22 protein-coding genes are annotated in these 25,954 nt (G+C 61.3%); 12 read left to right on the forward strand and 10 right to left on the reverse strand.

The window, feature by feature from the left end; genetic code table 11:
- Positions 1-85 precede the first annotated feature (85 nt).
- From clpP to NTD82_RS02605, 5 genes are all read left to right on the forward strand, one after another.
- Positions 86-727 carry an ATP-dependent Clp endopeptidase proteolytic subunit ClpP gene (clpP, locus tag NTD82_RS02585; RefSeq protein ID WP_095159205.1) on the forward strand — a complete coding sequence of 214 codons (642 nt, stop codon included), beginning with the start codon at positions 86-88 and terminating at the stop codon, positions 725-727.
- Positions 728-836: 109 nt separating this feature from the next.
- Positions 837-2,120: an ATP-dependent Clp protease ATP-binding subunit ClpX gene (clpX, locus tag NTD82_RS02590; RefSeq protein WP_095159206.1), complete on the forward strand. Its 1,284-nt coding sequence runs from the start codon at positions 837-839 to the stop codon at positions 2,118-2,120.
- Between the two features lie 152 nt (positions 2,121-2,272).
- A complete protein-coding gene (gene lon / locus NTD82_RS02595; RefSeq protein ID WP_095159207.1) occupies positions 2,273-4,669 on the forward strand; it encodes an endopeptidase La in 2,397 nt (798 codons plus the stop codon).
- A gap of 147 nt (positions 4,670-4,816) precedes the next feature.
- Positions 4,817-5,089 carry an HU family DNA-binding protein gene (locus tag NTD82_RS02600; RefSeq protein WP_095159208.1) on the forward strand — a complete coding sequence of 91 codons (273 nt, stop codon included), beginning with the start codon at positions 4,817-4,819 and terminating at the stop codon, positions 5,087-5,089.
- 191 nt (positions 5,090-5,280) lie between these two features.
- Positions 5,281-7,152: a SurA N-terminal domain-containing protein gene (locus NTD82_RS02605; protein WP_262127642.1), complete on the forward strand. Its 1,872-nt coding sequence runs from the start codon at positions 5,281-5,283 to the stop codon at positions 7,150-7,152.
- Positions 7,153-7,286: 134 nt separating this feature from the next.
- Here NTD82_RS02605 and fabI read toward each other — a convergent pair whose 3' ends face one another.
- From fabI to gloB, 8 genes are all read right to left on the reverse strand, one after another.
- Complete coding sequence (gene fabI / locus NTD82_RS02610) at positions 7,287-8,081, reverse strand: enoyl-ACP reductase FabI (protein ID WP_095159210.1); 795 nt, start codon at positions 8,079-8,081, stop codon at positions 7,287-7,289.
- 14 nt (positions 8,082-8,095) lie between these two features.
- The gene (locus tag NTD82_RS02615; protein ID WP_262127643.1) at positions 8,096-9,712 is read right to left on the reverse strand and encodes an ABC transporter ATP-binding protein; all 1,617 of its coding nucleotides are present in this window, start codon (positions 9,710-9,712) and stop codon (positions 8,096-8,098) included.
- 1 nt (position 9,713) lies between these two features.
- Positions 9,714-10,733 (reverse strand): ABC transporter permease, encoded by a 1,020-nt coding sequence (locus tag NTD82_RS02620; protein ID WP_095159212.1) that lies wholly within the window; start codon positions 10,731-10,733, stop codon positions 9,714-9,716.
- Position 10,734: 1 nt separating this feature from the next.
- Positions 10,735-11,808, reverse strand: a complete 1,074-nt coding sequence (locus NTD82_RS02625; RefSeq protein ID WP_095159213.1) for a microcin C ABC transporter permease YejB — start codon at positions 11,806-11,808, stop codon at positions 10,735-10,737.
- 1 nt (position 11,809) lies between these two features.
- Positions 11,810-13,663 (reverse strand): extracellular solute-binding protein, encoded by a 1,854-nt coding sequence (locus NTD82_RS02630; protein ID WP_095159214.1) that lies wholly within the window; start codon positions 13,661-13,663, stop codon positions 11,810-11,812.
- The gene (locus tag NTD82_RS02635) at positions 13,660-15,489 is read right to left on the reverse strand and encodes an extracellular solute-binding protein (protein WP_262127644.1); all 1,830 of its coding nucleotides are present in this window, start codon (positions 15,487-15,489) and stop codon (positions 13,660-13,662) included. Before NTD82_RS02635 ends, NTD82_RS02630 begins: the two co-directional genes overlap by 4 nt.
- 119 nt (positions 15,490-15,608) lie before the next feature.
- On the reverse strand, positions 15,609-17,039 hold the full coding sequence (locus NTD82_RS02640; RefSeq protein ID WP_262127645.1) for a transglycosylase SLT domain-containing protein: 1,431 nt from the start codon (positions 17,037-17,039) through the stop codon (positions 15,609-15,611).
- Positions 17,040-17,139: 100 nt separating this feature from the next.
- The gene (gloB, locus tag NTD82_RS02645; protein WP_262127668.1) at positions 17,140-17,919 is read right to left on the reverse strand and encodes a hydroxyacylglutathione hydrolase; all 780 of its coding nucleotides are present in this window, start codon (positions 17,917-17,919) and stop codon (positions 17,140-17,142) included.
- A gap of 79 nt (positions 17,920-17,998) precedes the next feature.
- On the opposite strand from gloB, the gene NTD82_RS02650 reads away from it, so the two are divergent.
- The 6 genes from NTD82_RS02650 (at position 17,999) to NTD82_RS02675 (ending at position 23,561) form a co-directional block, all read left to right on the forward strand.
- Entirely contained in the window at positions 17,999-18,781 is a 783-nt protein-coding gene (locus tag NTD82_RS02650) for a class I SAM-dependent methyltransferase (protein ID WP_095159217.1), read from the forward strand.
- 8 nt (positions 18,782-18,789) lie between these two features.
- Positions 18,790-19,236, forward strand: a complete 447-nt coding sequence (gene rnhA / locus NTD82_RS02655) for a ribonuclease HI (RefSeq protein WP_095159218.1) — start codon at positions 18,790-18,792, stop codon at positions 19,234-19,236.
- 91 nt (positions 19,237-19,327) lie between these two features.
- On the forward strand, positions 19,328-20,068 hold the full coding sequence (gene dnaQ / locus NTD82_RS02660; protein WP_262127669.1) for a DNA polymerase III subunit epsilon: 741 nt from the start codon (positions 19,328-19,330) through the stop codon (positions 20,066-20,068).
- Positions 20,069-20,155: 87 nt separating this feature from the next.
- Entirely contained in the window at positions 20,156-22,405 is a 2,250-nt protein-coding gene (locus NTD82_RS02665; protein ID WP_262127646.1) for an Orn/Lys/Arg decarboxylase N-terminal domain-containing protein, read from the forward strand.
- 58 nt (positions 22,406-22,463) lie between these two features.
- Positions 22,464-23,033 carry an SPOR domain-containing protein gene (locus NTD82_RS02670; RefSeq protein ID WP_095159221.1) on the forward strand — a complete coding sequence of 190 codons (570 nt, stop codon included), beginning with the start codon at positions 22,464-22,466 and terminating at the stop codon, positions 23,031-23,033.
- Between the two features lie 102 nt (positions 23,034-23,135).
- Positions 23,136-23,561, forward strand: coding sequence for a GTP pyrophosphokinase (locus tag NTD82_RS02675; RefSeq protein WP_095159222.1), 426 nt, complete (start codon positions 23,136-23,138; stop codon positions 23,559-23,561).
- A 3-nt stretch (positions 23,562-23,564) separates the two neighbouring features.
- Here the strand turns inward: NTD82_RS02675 and NTD82_RS02680 are convergent, their stop codons facing one another.
- Entirely contained in the window at positions 23,565-24,254 is a 690-nt protein-coding gene (locus tag NTD82_RS02680) for an endonuclease (RefSeq protein ID WP_095159223.1), read from the reverse strand.
- Between the two features lie 5 nt (positions 24,255-24,259).
- Positions 24,260-24,484: a DUF1654 domain-containing protein gene (locus NTD82_RS02685; RefSeq protein ID WP_095159224.1), complete on the reverse strand. Its 225-nt coding sequence runs from the start codon at positions 24,482-24,484 to the stop codon at positions 24,260-24,262.
- Positions 24,485-24,929: 445 nt separating this feature from the next.
- Between NTD82_RS02685 and NTD82_RS02690 the strand changes: the two genes are divergently transcribed.
- The gene (locus NTD82_RS02690) at positions 24,930-25,946 is read left to right on the forward strand and encodes a LacI family DNA-binding transcriptional regulator (RefSeq protein ID WP_095159225.1); all 1,017 of its coding nucleotides are present in this window, start codon (positions 24,930-24,932) and stop codon (positions 25,944-25,946) included.
- Positions 25,947-25,954 lie beyond the last annotated feature (8 nt).

A 25,954-nucleotide genomic window follows, 5' to 3' on the forward strand; every position in this document is an offset into this window, starting at 1 on the left:
TCCTTCGTAGGAAAACCCCACAAGCCAGCCTTCGCGCTGGCTTGTGCGTATTCAAGCCACGACTATTTGGGAGTGAGTGCAGGACATGTCCCGCAATTCTTATATTCAGCAGAGCTCTGACATCCAGGCCGCAGGCGGCCTGGTCCCGATGGTTATCGAGCAGTCCGCCCGTGGCGAACGCGCCTATGACATTTACTCGCGCCTGTTGAAGGAGCGTGTGATCTTCCTAGTGGGTCCTGTAGAGGACTACATGGCCAACCTGGTTGTGGCGCAACTGCTGTTCCTTGAAGCGGAAAACCCGGACAAGGATATCCATCTCTACATCAACTCCCCAGGCGGGTCGGTGACTGCCGGTATGTCGATCTACGACACCATGCAGTTCATCAAGCCGGACGTCTCGACTATCTGCATTGGCCAGGCCTGCAGCATGGGCGCCTTCCTGTTGGCGGCCGGTGCCGCTGGCAAGCGCCACTGCCTGCCAAACTCGCGGGTGATGATTCACCAGCCGCTGGGTGGCTTCCAGGGTCAGGCGACCGATATCGAGATCCACGCCCAGGAAATTCTCAGCATCAAGGCGCGCCTGAATGAGCTGCTGGCTCATCACACGGGCCAGGAGCTGGAAACCATCAAGCGTGATACCGAGCGCGACAACTTCATGAGCGCCTCGCGCGCAGCCGAGTACGGCCTGATCGACTCGGTCTACGACAAGCGGCAACTGGTGTCCTGATCCCGGGTCCCCAGAGCAGGTAGGCGCGGAAAGCGCCTACCTGCGGACTTGAAAAAGCCCGCAATTGCCTTCATCTTGTGTTGCAAGCCTACCGGATTGGATCGATCGAATGACTGACACCCGTAACGGCGAGGACAACGGCAAATTGCTCTATTGCTCCTTCTGCGGCAAAAGCCAGCATGAAGTGCGCAAGTTGATTGCCGGCCCCTCGGTATTTATCTGCGACGAGTGCGTCGACCTGTGCAATGACATCATCCGTGAGGAGGTGCAGGAAGCCCAGGCCGAAAGCAGTGCGCATAAATTGCCTTCGCCGAAAGAAATCAGCGGCATCCTGGACCAGTACGTCATTGGTCAGGAGCGTGCGAAAAAGGTTCTGGCTGTAGCGGTATACAACCACTACAAGCGCCTGAATCAACGTGACAAAAAGGGCGACGAGGTTGAACTGGGCAAGAGCAACATCCTGCTCATCGGCCCAACGGGTTCGGGCAAGACCTTGCTCGCTGAAACCCTCGCTCGTCTGCTGAATGTGCCCTTCACCATCGCTGACGCTACCACGCTGACCGAAGCCGGTTATGTGGGCGAAGACGTTGAGAACATCATTCAGAAGTTGCTGCAAAAGTGTGATTACGACGTAGAGAAAGCCCAGATGGGTATTGTCTACATCGATGAAATCGACAAGATTTCGCGCAAGTCCGATAACCCGTCGATTACTCGTGATGTTTCGGGTGAAGGCGTGCAGCAGGCCTTGCTCAAGCTGATCGAAGGCACCGTTGCTTCGGTTCCACCACAAGGTGGCCGCAAGCATCCGCAGCAGGAATTCCTGCAGGTCGATACGCGCAACATCCTGTTCATCTGTGGTGGTGCATTCTCCGGTCTGGAGAAGGTCATCCAGCAGCGCTCTACTCGCGGCGGTATCGGCTTTGGTGCTGAAGTCCGTAGCAAGGAAGAGGGCAAGAAGGTTGGCGAGTCGCTGCGTGAAGTCGAGCCGGACGATCTGGTCAAGTTCGGTCTGATTCCTGAGTTCGTGGGTCGTCTGCCGGTCCTGGCAACGCTTGACGAGCTGGATGAAGCCGCATTGATGCAAATTCTGACCGAGCCGAAGAACGCCTTGACCAAGCAATATGGCAAGTTGTTCGAGATGGAAGGTGTGGATCTCGAGTTCCGCAGCGATGCGCTCAAATCGGTTGCCCGCAAGGCACTGGAGCGCAAGACCGGTGCTCGTGGCCTGCGTTCGATCCTGGAAGGCATTCTGCTCGACACCATGTACGAGATTCCTTCGCAGAAGGATGTCAGCAAGGTGGTTATCGATGAGAGCGTCATCGAGGGTACTTCGCAGCCGCTGCTGATCTACGAGAACAGCGAGCCGCAAGCCAAAGCCGCGCCAGACGCCTGAGTCCGGCAACGCAGCGAAACATGCAAGGGGCCTACGGGCCCCTTTGCTTTTCCTGTTGCAGAGCTTGTTTTTTTCCGGGGCTGCCCCCACATTAACCCCAAGCTCAAATTTCCATCGGATTACGGCCATATGGCCGCTGTAGAGGCGAAATCATGAAGACAACCCTCGACTTGCCTCTTTTGCCATTGCGCGATGTCGTTGTTTACCCGCACATGGTCATCCCGCTGTTCGTGGGACGTGAAAAGTCGATCGAGGCCCTTGAGGCCGCGATGACAGGTGAGAAGCAAATCCTTTTGCTGGCTCAGAAGAACCCCGCCGATGATGATCCGGGTGAAGACGCCCTCTATCGCGTCGGCACCATCGCTACCGTCCTCCAGTTGCTGAAACTGCCCGATGGCACCGTCAAGGTGCTGGTCGAAGGCGAGCAGCGTGGTTCGGTCGAGCGCTTTGTCGAGGTAGACGGTCATATCCGCGCTGATGTCGCCCTGATCGATGAGGTCGATGCGGCTGATCGCGAGTCCGAAGTTTTCGTCCGCAGTCTGCTTTCCCAGTTCGAACAATATGTGCAGTTGGGCAAGAAGGTCCCGGCTGAAGTACTGTCTTCGCTCAACAGCATCGATGAGCCGGGCCGCCTGGTCGATACCATGGCCGCCCACATGGCGCTGAAGATCGAGCAGAAGCAGGAAATTCTCGAAATCATCGACCTGGCCGCCCGCGTTGAGCATGTGCTCGCGTTGCTGGATGCCGAGATCGATCTGCTGCAGGTCGAGAAGCGCATTCGTGGCCGCGTCAAGAAACAGATGGAGCGTAGCCAGCGCGAGTACTACCTGAATGAGCAGATGAAGGCCATTCAGAAAGAGCTGGGTGATGGCGACGAAGGCCACAATGAAATCGAGGAACTGAAGAAGCGCCTCGAGGCTGCAGGCCTGCCGAAAGACGCGTACACCAAGGCTCAGGCCGAGCTGAACAAGCTCAAGCAGATGTCGCCGATGTCGGCTGAGGCTACCGTGGTGCGTTCGTACCTCGACTGGCTGGTGCAAGTGCCGTGGAAGGCCCAGAGCAAGGTCCGTCTTGATCTGGCCAAGGCCGAAGAAATTCTCGATGCCGACCACTACGGGCTGGATGAGGTCAAGGAGCGCATCCTTGAGTACCTCGCCGTGCAGAAGCGCGTGAAGAAAATTCGCGGTCCTGTGCTGTGCCTGGTGGGTCCGCCCGGTGTCGGCAAGACGTCGCTGGCTGAGTCCATCGCCAGCGCCACCAACCGCAAGTTCGTGCGCATGGCCTTGGGTGGCGTGCGTGACGAGGCTGAAATTCGTGGCCACCGTCGCACTTATATCGGTTCGATGCCGGGCCGCCTGATCCAGAAGATGACCAAGGTTGGCGTACGCAACCCGCTGTTCCTGCTCGATGAAATCGACAAGATGGGCAGCGACATGCGTGGCGATCCGGCCTCCGCTCTGCTGGAAGTGCTCGATCCCGAGCAGAACCACAACTTCAACGACCACTATCTGGAAGTCGACTACGACCTTTCAGATGTGATGTTCCTGTGCACGTCCAACTCGATGAACATCCCGCCGGCGCTGCTCGACCGGATGGAAGTGATCCGTCTGCCGGGCTACACCGAAGACGAGAAGATCAACATCGCGGTCAAGTACCTGCTGCCGAAGCAGATCAAGGCCAACGGTCTGAAGAAGGCCGAGCTGGAAGTCGACGTGGCGGCGATCCGCGACATCGTTCGCTACTACACCCGTGAAGCCGGTGTGCGTGGCCTGGAGCGCCAGATTGCCAAGATCTGCCGCAAGGTGGTCAAGGAGCACGCAGGGCAGAAACAGGTTGGGGTCAAGGTCGGCAGTGACCGCCTGGAACACTTCCTGGGTGTGCGCAAGTTCCGTTACGGCCTTGCCGAGCAGCAGGATCAGGTAGGCCAGGTCACCGGGCTGGCCTGGACCCAGGTGGGCGGCGAGTTGCTGACTATTGAAGCTGCCGTGGTACCGGGCAAAGGTCAGCTGATCAAGACCGGTTCGCTGGGTGATGTGATGGTCGAGTCGATCACCGCCGCGCAAACCGTGGTTCGCAGCCGGGCGAAGAGCCTGGGGATTCCCGCGGACTTCCACGAGAAGCGCGACACCCATATCCACATGCCTGAAGGTGCGACGCCCAAAGACGGTCCGAGTGCCGGTGTCGGCATGTGCACAGCCCTGGTTTCCGCGCTGACGCAGATTCCGGTGCGTGCTGATGTCGCCATGACAGGTGAAATCACGCTGCGTGGTCAGGTGCTGGCGATTGGTGGTTTGAAGGAGAAATTGCTCGCTGCTCACCGTGGTGGAATCAAGACAGTCATCATTCCGGAAGAGAACGTTCGTGATCTGAAAGAAATTCCTGACAATATTAAGCAGGATCTTCAGATTAAACCTGTCAAATGGATTGACGAAGTCCTCCAAATTGCGCTGCAATACGCCCCGGAGCCCTTGCCGGATGTGGCTCCTGAGATTGTCGCCAAGGATGAAAAACGCGACAGTGATTCCAAGGAACGAATCAGCACACATTAGTAAGTATTTAGCGGGGTGGCCTCGCTGACCGTTTTCAAGGTCCTTGTCGTAAAAGGCACTTAAGTGTCACAGGCCACTCGGCAGTTGTTTAAGCTTTTCCATTACATAGTTAGAAACAAACTCAATAGAGATATAAGGGGACTTAGAGTGAACAAGTCGGAACTGATTGACGCTATCGCTGCATCTGCTGATATCCCGAAAGCTGTTGCCGGCCGTGCGCTGGATGCAGTCATCGAATCTGTCACTGGCGCCCTGAAGGACGGTGACTCGGTGGTTCTGGTAGGTTTCGGTACCTTCTCGGTAACCGATCGTCCTGCTCGTACCGGCCGCAACCCGCAAACCGGCAAGACTCTGGAAATCCCTGCTGCCAAGAAGCCTGGCTTCAAGGCCGGCAAGGCGCTGAAAGAAGCCGTCAACTAAGACGTTCTCTTCAGGTTTTCGCCTGGCTGGAATGGCCCTCGCGGCCAGCCCGCTTGTGAAGCACGAGCGATCAACAATTCGCCTGCTTCGCGCGTTACGAGAAGGCGCATCCCCGGATGCGCCTTTCTTCTATCAGGACTCTACCCACGCTCCGCGGTTGTGCTTTTGACACAGCCGTTTCTGGGGGACGCATGCTGCAGAATATCAGGGACAATTCACAAGGTTGGATTGCCAAGACCATCATCGGTGTCATCGTGGTACTGATGGCGCTGACCGGCTTTGACGCCATCTTCCAGGCCGTCAACCACAACAAGGATGCTGCCAAGGTCAACGGTGACACCATCAGCCAGAACGAGCTGAGCCAGGCTGTCGATACGCAACGTCGGCAACTGATGCAACGACTGGGCAAGGACTTCGACGCCTCCCTGCTTGACGACAAGATGCTGCGCGAAGCTGCGCTCAAGGGCTTGATCGAGCGGCAACTGCTGCTTCAGGGCGCCCGCGATGCCAAGTTCTCCTTCTCCGAAGCCGCGCTGGATCAGGTGATCCTGCAAACGCCCGAGTTCCAGGCGGACGGCAAGTTCAGCCCCGAGCGTTTCGATCAGGTCATTCGTCAACTGGGCTATGGCCGTCTGCAGTTCCGCGAAATGCTCGCTCAGGAAATGCTGATTGGCCAACTGCGCGCTGGTCTGGCGGGCAGTGGTTTCGTTACCGACTCGCAAGTTGAAGCGTTCGCTCGCCTCGAAAAGCAGACCCGTGATTTCGCTTCGCTGACCTTCAAGGCCGACCCTGCAGCGAGCAAGGTCACCGATGAACAGATCAAGGCGCATTACGACGAGCACGCCAAGGAGTTCATGAGCCCGGACCAGGTGGTCATCGACTACATCGAGCTGAAGAAGTCTGCGTACTTCGATCAGGTCAATGTCGACGAAAACGAGCTTCAGGATCTGTACCAGAAAGAAATCGCCAACCTCGCCGAACAGCGCCATGCCGCGCACATTCTGGTGGAAGTCAACGACAAGCAGGACGAGGCCAAGGCCAAGGCCCGCATCGAAGAAATCCAGCAGCGTCTGGCCAAGGGTGAAGACTTCGCGGCGCTGGCCAAGGAGTTCTCGCAGGATCCTGGCTCGGCCAACAGCGGTGGTGACCTGGGTTACGCCGGCAAGGGCGTCTACGATCCAGCCTTCGAAGACGCGCTGTATGCGTTGAACAAGGGGCAGGTTTCCGCGCCTGTGCGTACCGAGTTCGGCTTCCACCTGATCAAGCTGGTGGATGTGCAGGCGCCAGAAGTGCCGACCTTCGCCAGTCTGAAGGACAAGCTGAGCCGCGAGCTGAAGACCCAGCAGGTCGAGCAGCGCTTTGTTGAAGTCACCAAGCAACTGGAAGACTCGGCGTTCGAAGCCTCTGACCTGGCCCAACCGGCACAGGACCTGGGCTTGAAAGTGCAGACCTCGCAGCCTTTCGGTCGTGAAGGTGGCGACGGCATTGCTGCCAATCGTCAAGTGATCCAGGCAGCGTTCAGCCCGGAAGTGCTGGACGAGGGCTCCAACAGCTCGGCTATCGAGCTGGACCCGGAAACCATCGTGGTTATCCGTGCCAAGGAGCATCGCAAGCCTGAGCAACTGCCATTGGAAGCCGTTTCCGATGCCATCCGTGCTCACCTGGCTCGCGAGCAGGCCACTGCCGCGCTGAAAGCCAAGACCGACGCCCTGATGGCTGGCCTGAGCGATGGCAAGATCGCTTACCAGCCGGTGCAGGACGGTCAGGCGTGGAAGGTCCAGGAAGCGGTCTCCCGCAGCCAGGACGGTATCGATCCGGTTGCTCTGCAGGCGCTGTTCCGCATGAGCAAGCCTGAGGCCAAGGACAAGCCGGTTTACTCCAGCGTCATCCTGGCTGACGGTAGTGTCGTCGTGCTGCGCCTGAACGGCGTCAACGAAGGCACTGCGGCGAGCGAAGAGGAGAAGGGCCAGTACCGCCGCTACCTCGCTTCCCGTGCCGGCCAGCAGGACTTCGCGGCTTACCGCAAGCAGCTGGAAGCCAACGCGGAAATCACGCGTTACTGAGTGCTGTCGCGCTATTGAAAAAGGCCGCTGATGCGGCCTTTTTCATGTCTGCGGAACATGCAGCGCGTGCCCCGATTGGGTATTTACGGGCAAAAGAAAAGGCCGCATCAGCGGCCTTTTCCGTTCCCGGAGAATTACTCCGAGATGTCGCCCATGGCAGTGGTATTGAAGCCACCGTCCACGTACATGATTTCACCGCTGACACCCGACGCCAGGTCGGAGCAGAGGAACGCGCCGGCGTTGCCGACTTCCTCGATGGTGACATTGCGGCGCAGTGGGGTCTGCGCTTCGTTGGCGGCCAGCATTTTGCGGAAGCTCTTGATGCCGGAAGCCGCCAGGGTGCGGATCGGGCCGGCGGAAATGGCGTTGACGCGAGTGCCTTCCGGGCCGAGGCTGCCGGCCAGGTAGCGTACACCGGCTTCCAGGCTGGCTTTGGCCATGCCCATGACGTTGTAGTTCGGCATGGTGCGCTCGGCGCCCAGGTACGACAGGGTCAGCAGGCTGCCATTGCGGCCTTTCATCAGTTCACGACCGGCCTTGGCCAGGGCGACGAAGCTGTAGGCGCTGATATCGTGGGCGATGCGGAAGCCTTCGCGGGTGGTGACTTCGGTGAAGTCGCCGTTGAGCTGGTCGCCCGGCGCGAAGCCTACGGAGTGCACGATGCAGTCCAGGCCGTCCCACTTCTTGCTCAGAGCTTCGAAGACGCTGGCGATGTCGTCATCGTTGGCAACGTCACAAGGGAAGCACAGCTCTGGGTTGGAGCCCCAACCAGCGGCGAACTCTTCGACGCGGGCCTTGAGCTTTTCGTTCTGGTAGGTGAAGGCGAGTTCTGCACCCTCGCGATGCATGGCGGCAGCGATGCCGGATGCGATGGACAGCTTGCTTGCGACACCGACGATCAGTACGCGCTTACCAGCGAGAAAACCCATGTGTTGTTCCTCATTCAGGTTATATCGACAGCTGTGGGAGCCAGGAAAGCGGCCTCCAGCAACTGCTGTGTGTAGGGATGTTGTGGTTCGGCGAAAATACCCGCAGCCGGGCCTTGTTCCACCACCTGACCCTGCTTGACCACCATCAGTTGGTGGCTCAGCACCTTGACCACCGCCAGATCGTGGCTGATGAACAGGTAAGTCAGGTTGTACTTGGTCTGCAGCGCACGCAGCAGTTCCACCACCTGGCGCTGAACGGTCCGGTCGAGCGCCGAAGTGGGCTCGTCCAGCAGTATCAGCGCCGGTTTCAATACCAGTGCACGGGCAATGGCAATCCTTTGTCGCTGGCCTCCGGAAAACTCGTGAGGGTAGCGGTGCCGGGTTTCCGGGTCCAGACCTACTTCCCTCAGTGCCTCCATGATGGCTTCTTCCTGTTCCGCCTCCGTGCCTATCCGATGAATGCGCAGGCCCTCTCCGACGATGTCACCCACGCACATGCGCGGGCTCAGGCTGCCGAAGGGGTCCTGGAAGACCACCTGCATCTGCCGCCGCAGCGGCCGCACCTGTTGTTGCGTCATGCAGTCCAAGGCCTGGCCCTCGAAGCGGATGGCGCCCTTGCTGGCGATCAACCGCAGGATTGCCAGACCCAGCGTAGACTTGCCGGAACCACTTTCGCCCACGATGCCCAGGGTCTGACCCTGAGGCAGGCTGAAGTTGATGCCGTCCACTGCCTTGACGTAATCGACGGTCTTGCGCAGGAACCCCTTCTTGATCGGGAACCAGACGCGCAGGTCCTCGACCTCCAGCAGCGGCGGGCCAACCGGGTTGGCGGCAGGCGTGCCGGTAGGCTCGGCGCCGAGCAGCATTTGCGTATACGGATGCTGCGGAGCGCGAAACAGTTCGTCACACGACGCCTGTTCGACGATGCAACCGCGCTGCATGACACATACGCGGTGTGCAATTCTTTTCACCAGGTTCAAATCGTGACTGATCAGTAACAGCGCCATGCCCAGCTTTGCCTGCAAACGCTTGAGCAATTCGAGGATTTTCAGTTGGACGGTGACGTCCAGGGCAGTGGTCGGCTCATCGGCGATCAGCAGTTCCGGCTCGTTGGCCAGGGCCATGGCGATCATCACCCGTTGCCGCTGGCCACCGGACAGCTCGTGGGGCAGGGCCTTGAGGCGCTTGGCCGGCTCGGGAATGCCGACCAGCTCCAGCAATTCCAGGGTCCGCGCGGTCGCTTCCTTGCCACGCAGCCCCTTGTGCAGCATGAGCACTTCGTTGATCTGCTTCTCGATGTTGTGCAGCGGGTTCAGCGAGGTCATCGGTTCCTGGAAGATCATCGCGATGCGGTTGCCACGGATGTGGCGCATCTTCTTCTCATCCAGGTGCAGCAGGTCCTGGCCCTCGTAGCGAATGCTCCCGGAGGGGTGGCGTGCCAGCGGGTAGGGCAGCAGGCGCAGGATCGAGTGCGCGGTGACCGACTTGCCCGAGCCGCTTTCGCCGACCAGGGCAAGGGTCTCGCCGCGGCGGATATCGAAGCTGATGTTTTCCACCACCCGTTGCTGCTGCGAGCCGGTGACGAACTCGACGGCAAGGTCGCGTACTTCGATCAAGGTGTCCTTGTTCATTTCATTTCCTCGGGTCGAAGGCATCGCGGGCGGACTCGCCGATGAATACCAGCAGGCTGAGCATCACGGCCAGGACGGCGAAGGCGCTGATACCGAGCCAGGGCGCCTGCAGGTTGGACTTGCCCTGGGATACCAACTCGCCCAGGGATGGCGAGCCGGCCGGCAGGCCGAAGCCGAGGAAGTCCAGTGCGGTCAGGGTGCCAATGGCGCCAGTGAGAATGAAGGGCATGAAGGTCATGGTCGAGACCATGGCGTTCGGCAGGATGTGCCGGTACATGATTGCGGCGTTCTGCATGCCCAGTGCCCGCGCGGCGCGGACATATTCCAGATTGCGTCCGCGCAGGAACTCGGCGCGGACCACGTCCACCAGGCTCATCCAGGAGAACAGCAGCATGATCCCCAGCAACCACCAGAAGTTGGGCTGGACGAAGCTGGCGAGAATGATCAGCAGGTAGAGCACCGGCAGGCCTGACCAGATTTCCAGGAAGCGCTGCCCGGCTAGGTCCACCCAGCCGCCATAGAAGCCCTGCAATGCACCGGCAATCACGCCGATGATGGAGCTGAGAATGGTCAGGGTCAGGGCGAACAGCACCGAGATGCGGAAGCCGTAGATCACTCGCGCCAGCACATCGCGGCCCTGGTCGTCGGTGCCCAGCCAGTTCTGCGCGGACGGCGGGGCGGGCGCCGGGACTTTCAGGTCGTAGTTGATGCTCTGGTAGCTGAACGGGATCGGAGCCCAAAGCACCCAGCTCTGCTTCTTCTCCAGCAGGTCGCGGATGTACGGGCTCTTGTAGTTGGCTTCCAGCGGGAATTCGCCGCCGAAGGTGGTTTCCGGGTAGCGCTTGAACGCCGGGAAATAGAACTCGCCGTCGTAGCGCACGACCAGCGGTTTGTCGTTGGCGATCAGCTCGGCGCCGAGGCTCAGTCCGAACAGGATCAGGAACAGCCACAGTGACCACCAGCCGCGGCGGTTGGCCTTGAAGCGCTCGAAGCGGCGGCGATTGAGAGGGGACAGGTTCATCTCATTGCTCCCGGCTTTCGAAGTCGATACGTGGGTCGACCAGGGTGTACGTCAGGTCGCCGATCAGTTTCACCACCAGGCCGAGCAGGGTGAAGATGAACAGTGTGCCGAACACCACCGGGTAATCGCGGTTGATAGCGGCCTCGAAGCTCATCAGGCCCAGGCCGTCGAGGGAGAAGATCACCTCGACCAGCAGCGAGCCGGTGAAGAAGATGCCGATGAAGGCCGAAGGGAAGCCGGCGATCACCAGCAGCATGGCGTTGCGGAACACATGGCCATAGAGCACGCGGTTCGGCGTCAGGCCCTTGGCCTTGGCGGTGACCACGTACTGCTTGTTGATCTCGTCGAGGAAGCTGTTCTTGGTCAGCAGGGTCATGGTGGCGAAGTTGCCGATGACCAGCGCAGTGACCGGCAGTGCCAGGTGCCAGAAGTAATCGATGATCTTGCCGGTGGTGCTCAGCTCGTCGAAGTTGCTCGACGTCAGCCCCCGTAGCGGGAACCAGTCCAGGTAGCTGCCGCCGGCGAACACGACGATCAGCAGGATGGCGAACAGGAACGCGGGAATGGCGTAGCCGACGATGATCGCCGAACTGGTCCAGACGTCGAAGTGGCTGCCGTGGCGGGTGGCCTTGGCGATGCCCAGAGGGATCGACACCAGGTACATGATCAGCGTGCTCCACAGCCCGAGGGAAATGGACACCGGCATCTTCTCGGCGATCAGGTCGACCACCTTGGCGTCGCGGAAGAAGCTGTCGCCGAAGTCCAGGCGGGCGTAATTCTTGATCATGATCCACAGGCGTTCCGGCGCCGGCTTGTCGAAGCCGTACATGCGCTCGATTTCCTGGATCAGGGCCGGGTCGAGGCCCTGCGCGCCGCGGTAGTTGGAGCCGGCAACCGAGACTTCCGCACCGCCGCCGGCGATGCGGCTAGTGGCGCCCTCGAAGCCTTCGAGCTTGGCGATCATCTGTTCCACCGGGCCGCCGGGTGCGGCCTGGATGATGACGAAGTTTATGATCAGGATGCCGAGCAGGGTGGGAATGATCAGCAGCAGGCGCCGCAGGATGTAAGCCAGCATGTCACTGCTCCCCGTTCGCGGATGCCGCATCACTCGGCGGTGTGACCGGGATGGCCGGCTTCACCTCTGGCTTGATCCACCAGGTCGTGATGCCGATATCGTACTTGGGCGGCGTTTCCGGGTGGCCGATATGGTTCCAGTAGGCCACGCGCCAGGTCTTGATGTGCCAGTTGGGGACAACGTAGAAGCCCCACAGCAGCACGCGATCTAGGGCGCGGGTGTGGGCCACCAGGCTCTGCCGCGAGTCGGCGTTGATCAGCGACTCCACCAGGCTGTCGACGGCAGGGTCCTTGAGCCCCATGAAGTTGCGGCTGCCGGGGTTGTCGGCGCTGCTGCTCTGCCAGAACTCACGCTGTTCGTTGCCCGGCGAGTTGGACTGCGGGAAGCCGCCGACGATCATGTCGAAGTCCCGCGAGCGCAGGCGGTTGATGTATTCCGCGACGTCGACCCGGCGGATGTTCAGGGTGATGCCGAGGTCGGCGAGATTGCGTTTGTAGGGCAGCAGGATCCGTTCGAACTCGGTCTGCGCCAACAGGAATTCGATGGTCAGCGGCTTGCCCTGGGCATCGACCATCTTGTCGTTCTCGATACGCCAGCCGGCCTCCTGCAGCAGCTTGTAGGCCTGGCGCTGCTGTTCGCGGATCATCCCACTGCCGTCGGTTACCGGGTTTTTGAAGGCTTCGCTGAACACCTGTTCGGGGACTTTCCCACGCAACGGCTCAAGGATTTTCAGCTCTTCCGGGCCCGGCAGGCCGCTGGCGGCCATTTCGGAGTTCTCGAAGTAGCTGCCGGTGCGGGTGTAGGCGCCGTTGAACAGTTGCTTGTTGGTCCACTCGAAGTCGAGCAGCAGGCTCAGTGCCTGACGAACCCGCACATCCTGGAATACCGGGCGGCGCAGGTTGAAGACGAAGCCTTGCATGCCGGTCGGAGTGCCGTTGAGGATTTCTTCGCGGATCAGGCGTTTTTCCCGCACCGCCGGAATGTTGTAGGCGGTGGCCCAGTTCTTCGCGCTGGTTTCGAACCAGTAGTCGAACTGGCCGGCCTTGAGCGCTTCGAGGGCGACGGTGTTGTCGCGGAAGTAGTCGACGGTGATGGTGTCGAAATTGTAGAAGCCGCGGTTGATGGGCAGGTCCTTGCCCCAGTAGTCCTTGTCGCGCACAAGGCGGATCGTGCGGCCGGCTTTTACGTCGGCGACACGGTACGGACCGCTGCCGACCGGGACTTCCAGGCCGCTCTTGGTGAAGTCACGGCCTTCCCACCAGTGTTTCGGCAGGACGGGCAGTTGGCCGAGGATCAGCGGCAGCTCGCGGTTGTTGCTGTGCTTGAACTTGAACAGCACCCGCAGCGGGTCTTCGGCGACGACTTCCGCCACGTCGGCGTAATAGCCGCGATACATGGGGGCGCCGTTCTTGATCAGGGTGTTGAAGGTGAACACGACATCTTCCGCGCGGATCGGCTTGCCGTCGTGAAAGCGCGCTTCGGGGCGCAGGTAGAAGCGTACCCAACTGTTGTCCGGGGCTTTCTCGATCTGTCGTGCGACCAGTCCGTATTCGGTGAAGGGTTCGTCGAGGCTGGCGCGGGCGAGGGTGTCGTAGATCAGCTCGATGTTGTCTGCCGGGACGCCCTTGCTGATGAACGGATTGAGGCTGTCGAAGCCGCCAAAGCCGTTCTGGCGGAACGTGCCGCCTTTGGGGGCGTCGGGGTTTACGTAGTCGAAATGCTTGAAGTTCGCCGGGTACTTCGGCGCTTCGTTGTACAGGGTCACGGCGTGCTGCGGCGCGGCCAGGGTCGACAGGCTCAGGCTGGCCAGCAGCAGGCCGCCGAGCAACTGGCGCAGACGAGGCATTGGCATCATTGGGCGTTCTCCGAAGGCGTGAGCCACCAACTATTCAGCCCGAGGGTGTAGGGCGGCGTGGCGACGAAGGCGAACCGGTTGCGGTAGGCCAGGCGGTGATAGTCGAGGTACCAGTTGGGAATCATGTAGTGCTGCCAGAGCAGTACGCGGTCGAGGGCGCGGGCGGCGGCCACCTGGTCATCGCGGCTCTGGGCGGCGAGCAGGGCTTCGAGCAGGTGGTCGACCACCGGGCTGCTCACGCCAGCGTAGTTCTTGCTGCCTTTGGTCGTCGCCTGGCTGGAGTGAAAGTACTGCCACTGTTCCAGGCCCGGGCTGAGGGTCTGGGTCAGGGTCATCAGGATCATGTCGAAGTCGAACTGATCCAGTCGCTGTTTGTACTGGGCGCGGTCGACCGTGCGCAGGCGTGCGTCGATGCCGATGCTGGCGAGGTTTTCCACGTAGGGCTGGAGGATGCGTTCCAGGTTCGGGTTGACCAGCAGGACTTCAATTTTCAGTGGTTGGCCGTTGCTGTTGAGCAGGCGCTGCCCGGACAGCTTCCAGCCCGCCTGGCCGAGTAGCTCCAGGGCCTGGCGCAGGTTGTCGCGGCCGATGCCTCGGCCGTCGGTGCGGCTGACGCTGTAGGGTTGGGTCAGCAGTGCGGCGGGAAGCTGGTCGCGGTAGGGCGCCAGCAGCAGCCACTCCTTGCCCACAGGCAGGCCTTCGGCGCTGAATTCGCTGTTGGGGTAGAAGCTGGTGGCGCGTCGATAGGCGTTGCTGAACAGCGCGCGGTTGGTCCATTCGAAATCCAGCATCAGGCCCAGCGCCTGGCGCACGCGGCGGTCGGCGAAGGCGGCGCGGCGGCTGTTCATGAACAGGCCTTGGGTCTGGGTCGGGATCTGGTGCTTGATCTGCGCCTGGATGACCTCGCCACGGCGCACGGCCGGGAAGTTGTAACCGTTGGCCCAGTTTTTCGCCTGGTGCTCAATGTAGATATCGAATTCGCCGGCCTTGAAGGCTTCGAAGGCCACATCGCTATCGCGGTAGAACTCGTACTCCACGCGGTCGAAGTTGTACTTGCCGCGGTTGACGGCGAGGTCCTTGCCCCACCAGTCCTTGACCCGCTCGAACACCAGGCGTCGCCCCGGCTGCACCTGGGTGATGCGATAGGGGCCGCTGCCCAGCGGCGGCTCGAAGGTAGTGGCCTTGAAGTCGCGGCCTTTCCAATAGTGCTGGGCGAGCACCGGCATCTCGCCCAGGCGCAGGATCAGCAAGGGGTTGCCGGCGCGCTTGAAGACGAAGCGAATGCGCTGCGGGTTGAGAATGTCGACCCGCTGCACTTCCTGAAGGTTGGTGCGGTAGATCGGGTGACCGTCCTTGAGCAGGGTGCGGTAGGAGAACGCGACGTCCGCCGCGGTGATGGGGCTGCCATCGTGAAAACGGGCTTCGGGGCGCAGGTTGAACACCACCCAACTGCGGTCCTCGCTGTACTCCACCGAGCGGGCGATCAGGCCGTAGCTGGACGTCGCCTCATCGCCGGAAGGGTCGTACTGGCCGGTGCCGACCATAAGGGTTTCGTTGAGCTCACTGACCCCGTACTGCAGGAAGTTCGGCGTGGTTACCGGACTGCTGCCCTTGAAGGTGTAGGGGTTGAGGGTATCGAAGGTGCCGAATGCCATGGCCCGCAAGGTGCCTCCCTTGGGAGCTTGCGGGTTGACCCAGTCGAAGTGGGTGAATCTGGCAGGGTACTTGAGCGTGCCGAACTGGGCGTAACCGTGACTTTCTGTGATGGTCGCGCCCGCGGGAAAGCTCAAGGCCAGGCTGAGTGACAGCAGGAGGGGACGTATCAAGTCGGCGATCCGATCCAGGCGGCTTGGGCTTTATTGTCCCTACAGTAACAGCTTGTATCAGCAGGAAAAAGGGCGCATCCCCAGACGTCAACGCACCGCTCCATGGCGGTGCGTTCCACTTAATGAGGCAGATAGACAGTGAGGGTCTGGCCGGGCTTCAGCGCCTGGCCGCTGCGCGGGTTCCAACGCTTGAGGTGCTGCATTTCCACGTTGAAGCGTTTGGCGACCAGATACAGCGAGTCACCCTTGCGAACCTTGTACTGGGTTGCGCGTTTTTTCGCATCAGCGGCGGAGAGTGAGGCGACCGTGGTGGCGGGCTGAGCGCCCTGCATGACCAGGGTCTGGCCGGGCTTGAGGCGGTTGCCGCTGAGCTTGTTCCAGCGCTGCAGGTCGTTGACGCTGACGCGGTTGGCCTTGGCGATGCTGCCCAGGCTGTCGCCGCGCTTGACCCGGTAGCGGGTGCTGCGGGCCGGTGCCGAGGCTTCCGCCAGGGCGGCTTCGAACACTGCGGATTTCGGCCGCAGGGTGAGCAGTTCTTCGGGTCTCATGTTCGACAGGCTGGTGGTGAGCAACTGCGCCTTGGCAGTGGGCACCAGCAGTTGCTGCGGACCGTCCACGGTCATGCGCTTCTTGAAGGCCGGGTTGAGCTGGAACAGTTCGTCTTCGTCGATCTCGGCCAGGGCCGCGACCCGGGACAGGTCAACACGGTCCTTGATCGCGACGGCTTCGAAATAGGGTTCGTTGGCGATCGGGTTGAGGTTCACTCCGTAGGCCTGCGGGGTCAGGACCACTTGCGACAGGGCCAGCAGCTTGGGCACGTAGTCGCGGGTTTCCTGAGGCAGGGGCAGGTTCCAGTAGTCGGTGGGCAGGCCGAGGCGCTCGTTGCGCTCGATGGCCCGGCTGACGGTGCCTTCACCCGCGTTGTAGGCCGCCAGGGCCAGCAGCCAGTCACCGTTGAACATGTCGTGCAGGCGGCCCAGGTAGTCGAGGGCGGCGTTGGTCGACGCGGTGATGTCGCGACGGCCGTCGTAGAAGTTGGTTTGACGCAGGTTGTAGTGGCGGCCGGTGGACGGGATGAACTGCCACAGCCCGACGGCGTGGGCGCGAGAGTAGGCCATGGGGTTGTAGGCGCTCTCGATGGCCGGCAGCAGTGCCAGTTCCAGCGGCATGTCGCGCTCTTCGAGGCGTTCGACGATGTAGTGGATGTACAGGCTGCCGCGATCACCCGCGGTTTCGAGGAAGGTCGGGTTGCTGGCGAACCACAGGCGCTGCTGCTCGATACGCGGGTTGACGTTGATGTCGTCCTGCAACTGGAAGCCCTGGCGAATGCGCTCCCAGACGTCCTGCGGCGCCTGCTCGACCGGCTTGGCCTGGACGAACACAGGCTTCTGCTTGATACGAGGCTGGACGTGCATGCGAACGCTTTCGGCGTCGCCCATTTGACTGGTGCTCTGGCAGCCCACGAGAGTGGCTGACAGGCCGAGCGCGATGGCCTGTGCCAGGCGCGTCAGGGCGACGGATTTGAAGGTTCTGCGGCAAGTGGACGACATTGGCTGGGATAAAGTTCCGGGCGAAAATGTCGGGCGATTCTAGAAAGCGCCCCACACTCGGTCAACCTTTCAGAACTGCACGGTCATCAAGCGGCAATCCTTAGAACGTATCCTTCCAGGCCCGCAAGCCAGCAAAAACAGCACTTGGCGTAGGGTTTATAGCCCCTGTCCGTTCGTCTGCTTTTTCTTTAACGGATGTTTCCCCGGTGCGTAAAAAGGGGTTGGTGAGCCTTTCCAGCGCGATGGTTGATGGCAACGTGATGCGATTTTCCGCACGCAAGCGGGTAACTTCCTCGAATCGCTGGGCAACATGCGGGTTTTCCGGCTCAACGGCGCGAGCGAAGCGCAGGTTGCTCAAGGTGTATTCATGAGCGCAGAAGACGAGGGTCGCCTCAGGCAGCGCCGCCAGCCGTTGCAGCGAGCCGTGCATTTGCACCGGCGTGCCTTCGAACATCCGGCCGCAGCCGGCGGCGAATAGCGTGTCGCCGCTGAACAGAAGGGGCGTTGGCGTGCGCTCGGTGAAATAGGCAATGTGTCCGAGGGTGTGGCCGGGTACCGCGAATACCTGGAAGTCCACGCCCAGCACCTGGACCTCGGCATTGTCCTCCAGGGCCACGTCGCGGGCCGGGATTTGCTCGTGGGCCGGGCCGCAGACCCGCGCGCCAGTGGCGGCCTTCAGCGCTTCGACACCGCCGACATGGTCATGGTGATGGTGGGTGATGAGGATGTCCTCGAGGCGCCAGTCCGGGTGGCTTTCCAGCCAGGCCAGCACGGGTGCCGCGTCGCCCGGGTCGACCACCGCGCAGCGACGACTGGCGGGATCCTGCAACAACCAGATGTAGTTGTCGCTGAAAGCGGGCAAGGCTTCTATCTGTATCATCGAGCGATTCGCCAAACGTGGGACAAGGGTGCATCTTAGTAGCTATGTGCTCTGTCGAGAACCTTCCAGGGAGATTGCAATGACCGATCAAGCCTTCGCCCAGGCCGATCCGGAGTGGCTCGAACTGATCAGCCAAGCCCGTGACTGGTTCGCCGGGCCCTTGGGGCAACTGATGCTCAAGGAGGAGCAACGTCTGCTGGAGGAAGAACTGGGGCGCTATTTCGGTGGCTACCTGGTGCATTACGGGCCCAGTGCCGAGCCGCCGCCGACTGCGCCGCAGGTGCAGCGTAATGTCCGTCTCGGCGCGCCGTTGCCCGGAGTGGAGATCGTCTGTGAGGAGCAGGCCTGGCCGCTCAGCGAGCATGCCGCCGATGTTGTCGTGTTGCAGCACGGGCTGGATTTCTGTCTGTCGCCCCACGGCCTGCTGCGTGAAGCGGCGAGCAGCGTGCGTCCTGGCGGTCACTTGCTGATCGTCGGGATCAATCCCTGGAGCAGTTGGGGCATGCGCCGGGTGTTCGCTCATGATGCGTTGCGCAAGGCGCGCTGCATCTCGCCTTCGCGGGTCGGCGACTGGCTTAACCTGCTGGGTTTCGCGCTGGAGAAACGCCGTTTCGGGTGCTATCGTCCGCCGCTTGCTTCGCCGGCCTGGCAAACCCGGTTGGCGGGGTGGGAGCGCGTTGCCGGGCGCTGGCAGAGTGCCGGTGGCGGGGTCTATCTGCTCGTGGCGCGCAAGATGGTGGTCGGCCTGCGGCCCCTGCGCCAGGCGCGTCGCGAACCGATGGGCAAGCTGCTGCCGCTGCCGCTGGCCAAGGTCAACCGCCAGTCTCCCCACCCCGAAGGCAGAACCTTCAACGATGAATAAGGCTGTACATGAGCGATAGCGTCGAGATCTACACCGATGGCGCCTGCAAGGGCAATCCTGGCCCTGGCGGCTGGGGCGTCCTGATGGTTTGCAAGGGCGTCGAGAAAGAGCTCTGGGGTGGCGAGCGCGACACCACCAACAACCGCATGGAGTTGATGGCGGCGATCAAGGGCCTGGAGGCATTGAATCGTGAATGCGAGGTGCGGCTGGTAACCGACTCGCAGTACGTCATGAAGGGCATCACCGAGTGGATGACCAACTGGAAGAAGCGCGGCTGGAAGACCGCCGCCAAGGAGCCGGTGAAGAACGCCGACCTCTGGAAGCTTCTCGATGAGCAGGTCAACCGGCATAAGGTCACGTGGCAATGGGTTCGCGGGCATATCGGCCATCACGGCAACGAGCGTGCCGATCAGTTGGCCAACCGCGGCGTTGACGAGGTACGCGGCGTTCGCTGACAAGCGCCGCCGATGAATCCGGGACGCGACGGCGAAGGTGGGGTAAGATTCGCCGCTTTGAGCAACACGGCAGGAGATCACCGACGTGGATTTGCAAAACAACAGGTCGGTCGTCCTCGATACCGAGACCACCGGTATGCCGGTCACCGACGGTCACCGGATCATCGAGATCGGCTGCGTCGAACTGGTTGGCCGACGGCTGACCGGGCGTCACTTCCACGTTTACCTGCAGGCGGACCGTGACAGCGACGAGGGCGCCATCGGCGTCCACGGCATCACCGACGAATTCCTCAAGGACAAGCCGCGCTTCGCCGAAGTCGCCGACGAATTCTTCGAGTTCATCCAGGGTGCGCGGCTGATCATCCACAACGCGGCGTTCGACGTTGGCTTCATCAACAACGAATTCGCCCTGCTCGGCCAGCAAGACCGCGCCGACATTTCCCAGCATTGCGAAATCCTCGACACCCTGGTGATGGCGCGTGGTCGCCACCCGGGCCAGCGCAACAGCCTCGACGCGCTTTGCAAACGCTACGGCGTCGACAACTCGGGCCGTGAACTGCACGGCGCGTTGCTCGACTCCGAGTTGCTCGCCGATGTCTTCCTGACCATGACCGGTGGCCAGACCAGCCTTTCGCTGGCGGGCCACGATGGTGAAGGCGAGGGCGGGTCTGACCAGGGCAGCGAGATTCGCCGTTTGCCGGCCACACGCCAGGCGGGACGAATCATCCGCGCCAGCGCCGCTGAGCTGGAAGGCCACATGGCGCGTCTTGGCGCCGTCGCTAAGTCAGCGGGCGGCCCCGCCCTCTGGCAGCAACTGGCCGAGGCCAACTGAGGCATTTTCCGCGCGCCATGGCGGCAACCTTCTACCCTGAGATGAACGGCCCACGGGGCCTGTCGCAGGAAGAAGGTAGCGCCGCCCATGTACAAGGACCTCAAGTTCCCCGTTCTTATCGTTCATCGTGACATCAAGGCCGACACCGTGGCCGGCGACCGCGTGCGCGGCATCGCTCAAGAACTCGCGCAAGACGGTTTCACTATCCTCAGCGCTACCGATTACGCCGAAGGCCGGCTGGTTGCCGCGACTCATCATGGCCTCGCTTGCATGCTGATCGCCGCCGAAGGGGCAGGCGAAAACACCCACCTGCTGCAGAACATGGTCGAGCTGATCCGCCTGGCGCGCTCACGTGCGCCGCATTTGCCGATTTTCGCCCTCGGTGAGCAGGTCACCCTGGAAAATGCCCCGGCCGATGCCATGAGCGAACTGAACCAGTTGCGCGGCATTCTCTACTTGTTCGAAGACACCGTGCCCTTTCTCGCCCGCCAGGTCGCGCGGGCGGCACACAATTACCTGGACGGTCTGCTGCCGCCGTTTTTCAAGGCGCTGGTGCAACACACTGCCCAGTCCAACTATTCCTGGCATACCCCGGGGCACGGTGGCGGGGTGGCTTACCGCAAGAGTCCGGTGGGGCAGGCGTTTCATCAGTTCTTTGGGGAAAATACCCTGCGCTCGGACCTCTCGGTATCGGTGCCGGAGCTGGGTTCCCTGCTGGATCACACCGGCCCCTTGGCGGAAGCGGAGGCCCGCGCGGCACGCAATTTCGGCGCCGACCATACCTTCTTCGTGATCAACGGCACCTCGACCGCGAACAAAATCGTCTGGCATTCCATGGTCGGTCGCGACGATCTGGTGCTGGTGGACCGCAACTGCCACAAGTCGGTGTTGCACGCGATCATCATGACCGGCGCCATTCCGTTGTACTTGTGCCCGGAGCGCAATGAACTGGGCATCATCGGGCCGATTCCGCTCAGCGAGTTCAGCGCCGAGTCGATCCGCGCGAAGATTCTCGCCAACCCGCTGGCCCGTGGGCGCGAGCCGCGGGTGAAGATGGCGGTGGTGACCAACTCCACCTATGACGGCCTGTGCTACAACGCCGAACTGATCAAGCAGACGCTTGGCAACAGCGTTGATGTGCTGCACTTCGACGAGGCCTGGTACGCCTATGCGGCCTTCCATGAATTCTTTGCCGGGCGCTACGCCATGGGCACATCGCGCGGCGCTGACAGCCCGCTGGTGTTCAGCACCCACTCAACCCACAAGCTGCTGGCGGCTTTCAGCCAGGCGTCGATGATCCATGTGCAGAACGGCGGCAGCCGGCAACTGGATCGTGATCGCTTCAACGAAGCGTTCATGATGCATATCTCTACCTCGCCGCAATACAGCATCCTCGCCTCGCTGGATGTGTCCTCGGCAATGATGGAGGGCCCGGCGGGCCGTTCGCTGCTTCAGGAAATGTTCGACGAGGCGCTGAGTTTTCGTCGGGCCCTGGCCAACCTGCGTGAGCACATTGATGTGCAGGATTGGTGGTTCAGTGTCTGGCAGCCGCCGCGGGTCGAGGGGATTCACCGCATCGCCACCGAGGACTGGTTGCTCGAACCCCAGGCGCAGTGGCACGGGTTTGGCGACGTCAGCGAGGACTATGTGCTGCTCGATCCGATCAAGGTAACGCTGGTCATGCCTGGCCTGGATGCGGGCGGCAGCCTTGATCGCCAGGGTATTCCCGCTGCGGTGGTCAGCAAGTTTCTCTGGGAGCGTGGGTTGGTGGTGGAGAAGACCGGGCTGTATTCCTTTCTGGTGCTGTTCTCGATGGGCATCACCAAGGGCAAGTGGAGCACGCTGCTCACTGAGCTGCTGGAGTTCAAGCGCAACTACGACGCCAACACCGACCTGCTGCAAAGCCTGCCCTGTGTCGCCGCTCAGGATACGCAGCGCTACCGCGGCATGGGCCTGCGTGACCTCTGCGATCAACTGCACGCCTGCTACCGCAGCAACGCCACCGCCAAACAGCTCAAGCGCCTCTACACCCGTCTGCCGGAGGTGGCGATGAAGCCCGCCGACGCCTACGACAAGCTGGTTCGCGGAGACGTCGAGGCGGTGCCCATCGATCAATTGTTAGGGCGTATTGCTGCGGTGATGCTGGTGCCTTATCCGCCGGGCATTCCGCTGATCATGCCGGGCGAGCGTTTCACCGAAGAAACCCGCTCGATCATCGACTATCTGGCCTTTGCCCGGGCGTTCGACAGCGGTTTTCCCGGCTTCGTTGCCGATGTGCACGGCTTGCAGCAACAGGAAGAGGGTCACGTCTACACCGTGGACTGCGTCAAGGAGTAGCGGACCCTGGCAACGGCCAGATGCTAGAATCCGCCGCTTGAATTCAGGAGGTAGACGCGTGCGCAAAGTGGCGATGGTAATGGCGGTGCTGGCCCTGGCCGGTTGTGACAACGATGCCGAGCGAGTGCACAAGCAGGTCGCCGAGCACCTGCAGAACCCCAAGACGGCCAAGTTCGCCAACGTGCGCTTCAACAAGCAGGGCGATATCTGTGGCCAGTTCCGCGGCAAGGACGACACCGGTACCTTCCTGCCGTATCGCAGTTATGTGGCGATCAAGGAAGGCACGGACTACCGCATCATCATTGACGAAACCGGCAGCGACCTGCGTATTCGTGAGATCTGCGGCGGCGCCGACCTTCAGCGCCGTGCCGATGCCCTGGCCGCCGAACCTGCTCCGCAAGGCTGGGACGTGGAAATCATTCAGGGCCCGAACATGGGTGCGCTCAGCGACATGACCGCGCGCCTGATCGAGAAGGGCATTCCTTCCTCGGTGGTCTACCGCGACGGCAAGCCAGTGGTGCTGTTGGGGCCTTTCGCAGACAAGGCCGAGGCTGAAGCCAGCAAAAACGATGTCATGGCACGCCTGGGTACCGATTCGGTGGTCATCCAGCACGACGCTCCTCGCTGAATCGCTATTGCGGCGCTCTGCGACCGGTACTTGCGCGTTTGTCGGGCTATGCTCTGGAAGAGGGGTTCCATCGACGAATGCAGCAACGGTGAGGAGGGGGCCATGTCCACGCTGGAGCGAGCCATTACGGTTGCAGCCCGGGCCCATGAAGGGCATTGGGATAAAGGGGGCGCCGCATACATCCTGCATCCATTGCGGGTGATGCTGCGGGTATCGACCACTGAACAGCGGATCGTCGCGGTGCTGCACGAAGTCCTGCAGGAGTCGCCCATGACCCTGTCGGATCTGGCGCGCGAGGGCTTCGCCCTGAAGATCCTTGCGGCGGTCCAGGCCCTTAGCCAGCGTAGCGACGAAAGCTATGAAGATTTCGTCGTCAGGGTCGGCTCCGATCCGCTGGCGCGGACGGTGAAGCTGGCGGACCTGGCCGACGAGAGCGATGCCTCGCGGATTGCCATCCCTGGCCCCGCCGACATCGCTCGTTTGCAGCGTTACCAGCAGGCCAGCGCCTACCTGCAGGCGCTGAACTGAGTTTCAGCCGCAGGCCTTGAGGTTCACCGGGCCGACGAACTCGTTGCCGCGGCCCATCACGCAGGCCACGCGCTGGTTGCGCTGAAGCTCCCAGGCCTGGGCGGGGTAGGTCTTGTTCCAGGCTTCATACAACTGCCGGTCCTGCTTGGAAAGGCGCAGGTTGTACTGCTTGCTCATGTAGAAATAAGTACGCGCGATCATTCCGCGAATGGAAGGCCGCGGCATGACCTTTTTCGCTTTGAAATCGACCTGGGTCAGGCATGAGCCATATTGCCCGGCCTGCTCCGGCAGCCAGCCGAAGCTGAAGTTGCTGCGGTCGCCATTCACCTCGCCGATGCTCGGCACCAGGTTATGCAGGTCGGCCTCGGCGCGCTGATAGACCGTATCGTTGCGTGAGCAATTCTTGCGCCCGCCATCCTGCCAGCATTGGCGCTGATGGCCGATCTGCCAGGCCGGAACGATATGTTCCCATTCAATGCGTGATGCCCGGTTGGCGTTCTTGCGCGGTACATAACCACAGCCGGCCAGGTCGACTTTGTTGCCGGTGTACTTGCAGCCGCAATAGAACTCGGTGGACTGCGGCGCATACAGGCGCCAGGCGACTTTCTTGGCTTCGGTAAAGGTGCGTGGTGCGTCGGCTTGGGCGCTGATACTGAACAACAGGCAGGTAGCTGCCAATACAGTGAATCTCATCCGGGTCAGTCTTCCTTCGGCACAGTCCAGAACAACTGCACACCGCCGTCATCACGGTGGGCGAGGGTAACGTTGTCGTTCTCGGCAATTTCTTCGAGCAGGGTTTCCCAGTCGGAGGTCGATTCATGTTCGAGGCGGAAGATCAGTGCGGCCCTGGCGCGCTGCGCGGTAGGTGCGTTGATGATTTTCTGGATCCGGACGCCCAGTTGCTCATAGCTGCTGACAGACATGGATGCTGAGGATGAGGTGGCCACGAAAGTGTTTCCCTTGTTTTTGCTGTATGCGCATACAGTATTTTACTGTAAGGCATTTCGCAACAGATCGTCAGTTAAAGAGCGCATGTGACCGCGCCGCGCCATGTTTGCTGCGCAGTGGTGAAAATAAATTCAAGAGTGTTTTCGAGGGTCGGCTGTTCTTCGCGGAACTGGCCTTCGGATGGCTCTTTGCGGGGTTGGAACTCGGCTTCAGTTTCGGAAAGCCGAACGCTTGTAACAAATTGTTCGGTTTTCCGACCGGGTTGAGCGACAATTCCGAAACTCTCGTGCCTGCCTCACGCGTTTCGGCGAATTTGACAAGGCCACATTGCATTCGCATAGTTGGCTATCGCAAACGTTTGCTATCTCATAAAAATCACAACCTATCGCAGCCGGTGTGCAGACCGGCGGAACTGAAAGCATGGCAACCATTAAAGATGTAGCGGCGCTGGCCGGTATTTCCTACACCACCGTGTCCCACGTGCTGAACAAGACCCGGCCGGTCAGCGAGCCTGTACGACTGAAAGTCGAGGCGGCAATCGCTGAACTCGACTACGTGCCCAGCGCCGTGGCGCGCTCACTCAAGGCCCGGAGCACGGCCACCATCGGCCTGCTGGTGCCCAATAGCGTCAACCCGTATTTTGCCGAGCTTGCCCGTGGCATCGAGGATGCCTGCGAGCGTAACGGTTATTGCGTGATCCTCTGCAACTCCGATGACAACCCGCAAAAGCAGCGCAGCTACCTCCGCGTGTTGCTGGAAAAACGCGTCGACGGCCTGGTCGTCGCTTCAGTGGGTGAGGAGCGTGACCTGCTCGACAGCCTGGCCTCCGTGCGCACGCCAATGGTGATCGTTGACCGCGCGCTGGACGGCGTGGATGCCGATCTGGTGCGGATCGATCATGAGCAGGGCGCTTATCTGGCGACTCGCCATCTGCTTGATTTGGGGCATGTAGATATTGCCTGTATCAATGGCCCGGCCAATACCAGCGTCGCCAAATTGCGCCTTGCGGGTTTTCGTCGAGCCCTGCGGGAGGCGGGTGTAGGGCTGCGTGACGGGCGGGTACTAGATGGTGACTTCACCAGTCTTGGCGGGTATGAGGCCGCGGCCCAATTGCTGAGTCGGGACCGGCCTACTGCCATTTTCGCCGCTAACGATTTGATGGGTATAGGTGTGTTGCGAGCAGCCGCGGAGCGCAGCATCAGTGTCCCCGGCGAGCTGTCGGTGATTGGATTCGACGATATCCAGATGTGCCCGTACGTGTATCCGGCACTGACCACTGTCGGGCAGTCCATTCGCGAGCTGGGGGAAATGGCTGCGGCGTTACTGCTGCGGCGTATTGTTGGGTCGGGTTCTGCGGCATTGGAGCAGCGCATCATTGCGCCGAAAATCGTTCTGCGCGAGTCGACCGGGCCGAGTCCGGACTTGTTCAGTGGTTGAGGGCTTGT

This window comes from Pseudomonas sp. 5P_5.1_Bac1 (assembly GCF_025466015.1).
In the GTDB taxonomy this organism is placed as follows: Bacteria; Pseudomonadota; Gammaproteobacteria; order Pseudomonadales; family Pseudomonadaceae; genus Aquipseudomonas.

Coding starts and splice junctions, on each gene's coding strand:
- NTD82_RS02620 (WP_095159212.1), bottom strand. CDS start 10,733: ATGAACCTGTCCCCTCTCAATCGCCGCCGCTTCGAGCGCTTCAAGGCC.
- NTD82_RS02665 (WP_262127646.1), top strand. CDS start 20,156: ATGTACAAGGACCTCAAGTTCCCCGTTCTTATCGTTCATCGTGACATC.
- NTD82_RS02625 (WP_095159213.1), bottom strand. CDS start 11,808: ATGCTGGCTTACATCCTGCGGCGCCTGCTGCTGATCATTCCCACCCTG.
- NTD82_RS02615 (WP_262127643.1), bottom strand. CDS start 9,712: ATGAACAAGGACACCTTGATCGAAGTACGCGACCTTGCCGTCGAGTTC.
- rnhA (WP_095159218.1), top strand. CDS start 18,790: ATGAGCGATAGCGTCGAGATCTACACCGATGGCGCCTGCAAGGGCAAT.
- NTD82_RS02680 (WP_095159223.1), bottom strand. CDS start 24,254: ATGAGATTCACTGTATTGGCAGCTACCTGCCTGTTGTTCAGTATCAGC.
- NTD82_RS02675 (WP_095159222.1), top strand. CDS start 23,136: ATGTCCACGCTGGAGCGAGCCATTACGGTTGCAGCCCGGGCCCATGAA.
- lon (WP_095159207.1), top strand. CDS start 2,273: ATGAAGACAACCCTCGACTTGCCTCTTTTGCCATTGCGCGATGTCGTT.
- clpP (WP_095159205.1), top strand. CDS start 86: ATGTCCCGCAATTCTTATATTCAGCAGAGCTCTGACATCCAGGCCGCA.
- gloB (WP_262127668.1), bottom strand. CDS start 17,919: ATGATACAGATAGAAGCCTTGCCCGCTTTCAGCGACAACTACATCTGG.
- NTD82_RS02640 (WP_262127645.1), bottom strand. CDS start 17,039: ATGTCGTCCACTTGCCGCAGAACCTTCAAATCCGTCGCCCTGACGCGC.
- fabI (WP_095159210.1), bottom strand. CDS start 8,081: ATGGGTTTTCTCGCTGGTAAGCGCGTACTGATCGTCGGTGTCGCAAGC.
- NTD82_RS02630 (WP_095159214.1), bottom strand. CDS start 13,663: ATGATGCCAATGCCTCGTCTGCGCCAGTTGCTCGGCGGCCTGCTGCTG.
- clpX (WP_095159206.1), top strand. CDS start 837: ATGACTGACACCCGTAACGGCGAGGACAACGGCAAATTGCTCTATTGC.
- NTD82_RS02650 (WP_095159217.1), top strand. CDS start 17,999: ATGACCGATCAAGCCTTCGCCCAGGCCGATCCGGAGTGGCTCGAACTG.
- NTD82_RS02690 (WP_095159225.1), top strand. CDS start 24,930: ATGGCAACCATTAAAGATGTAGCGGCGCTGGCCGGTATTTCCTACACC.
- NTD82_RS02605 (WP_262127642.1), top strand. CDS start 5,281: ATGCTGCAGAATATCAGGGACAATTCACAAGGTTGGATTGCCAAGACC.
- NTD82_RS02685 (WP_095159224.1), bottom strand. CDS start 24,484: ATGTCTGTCAGCAGCTATGAGCAACTGGGCGTCCGGATCCAGAAAATC.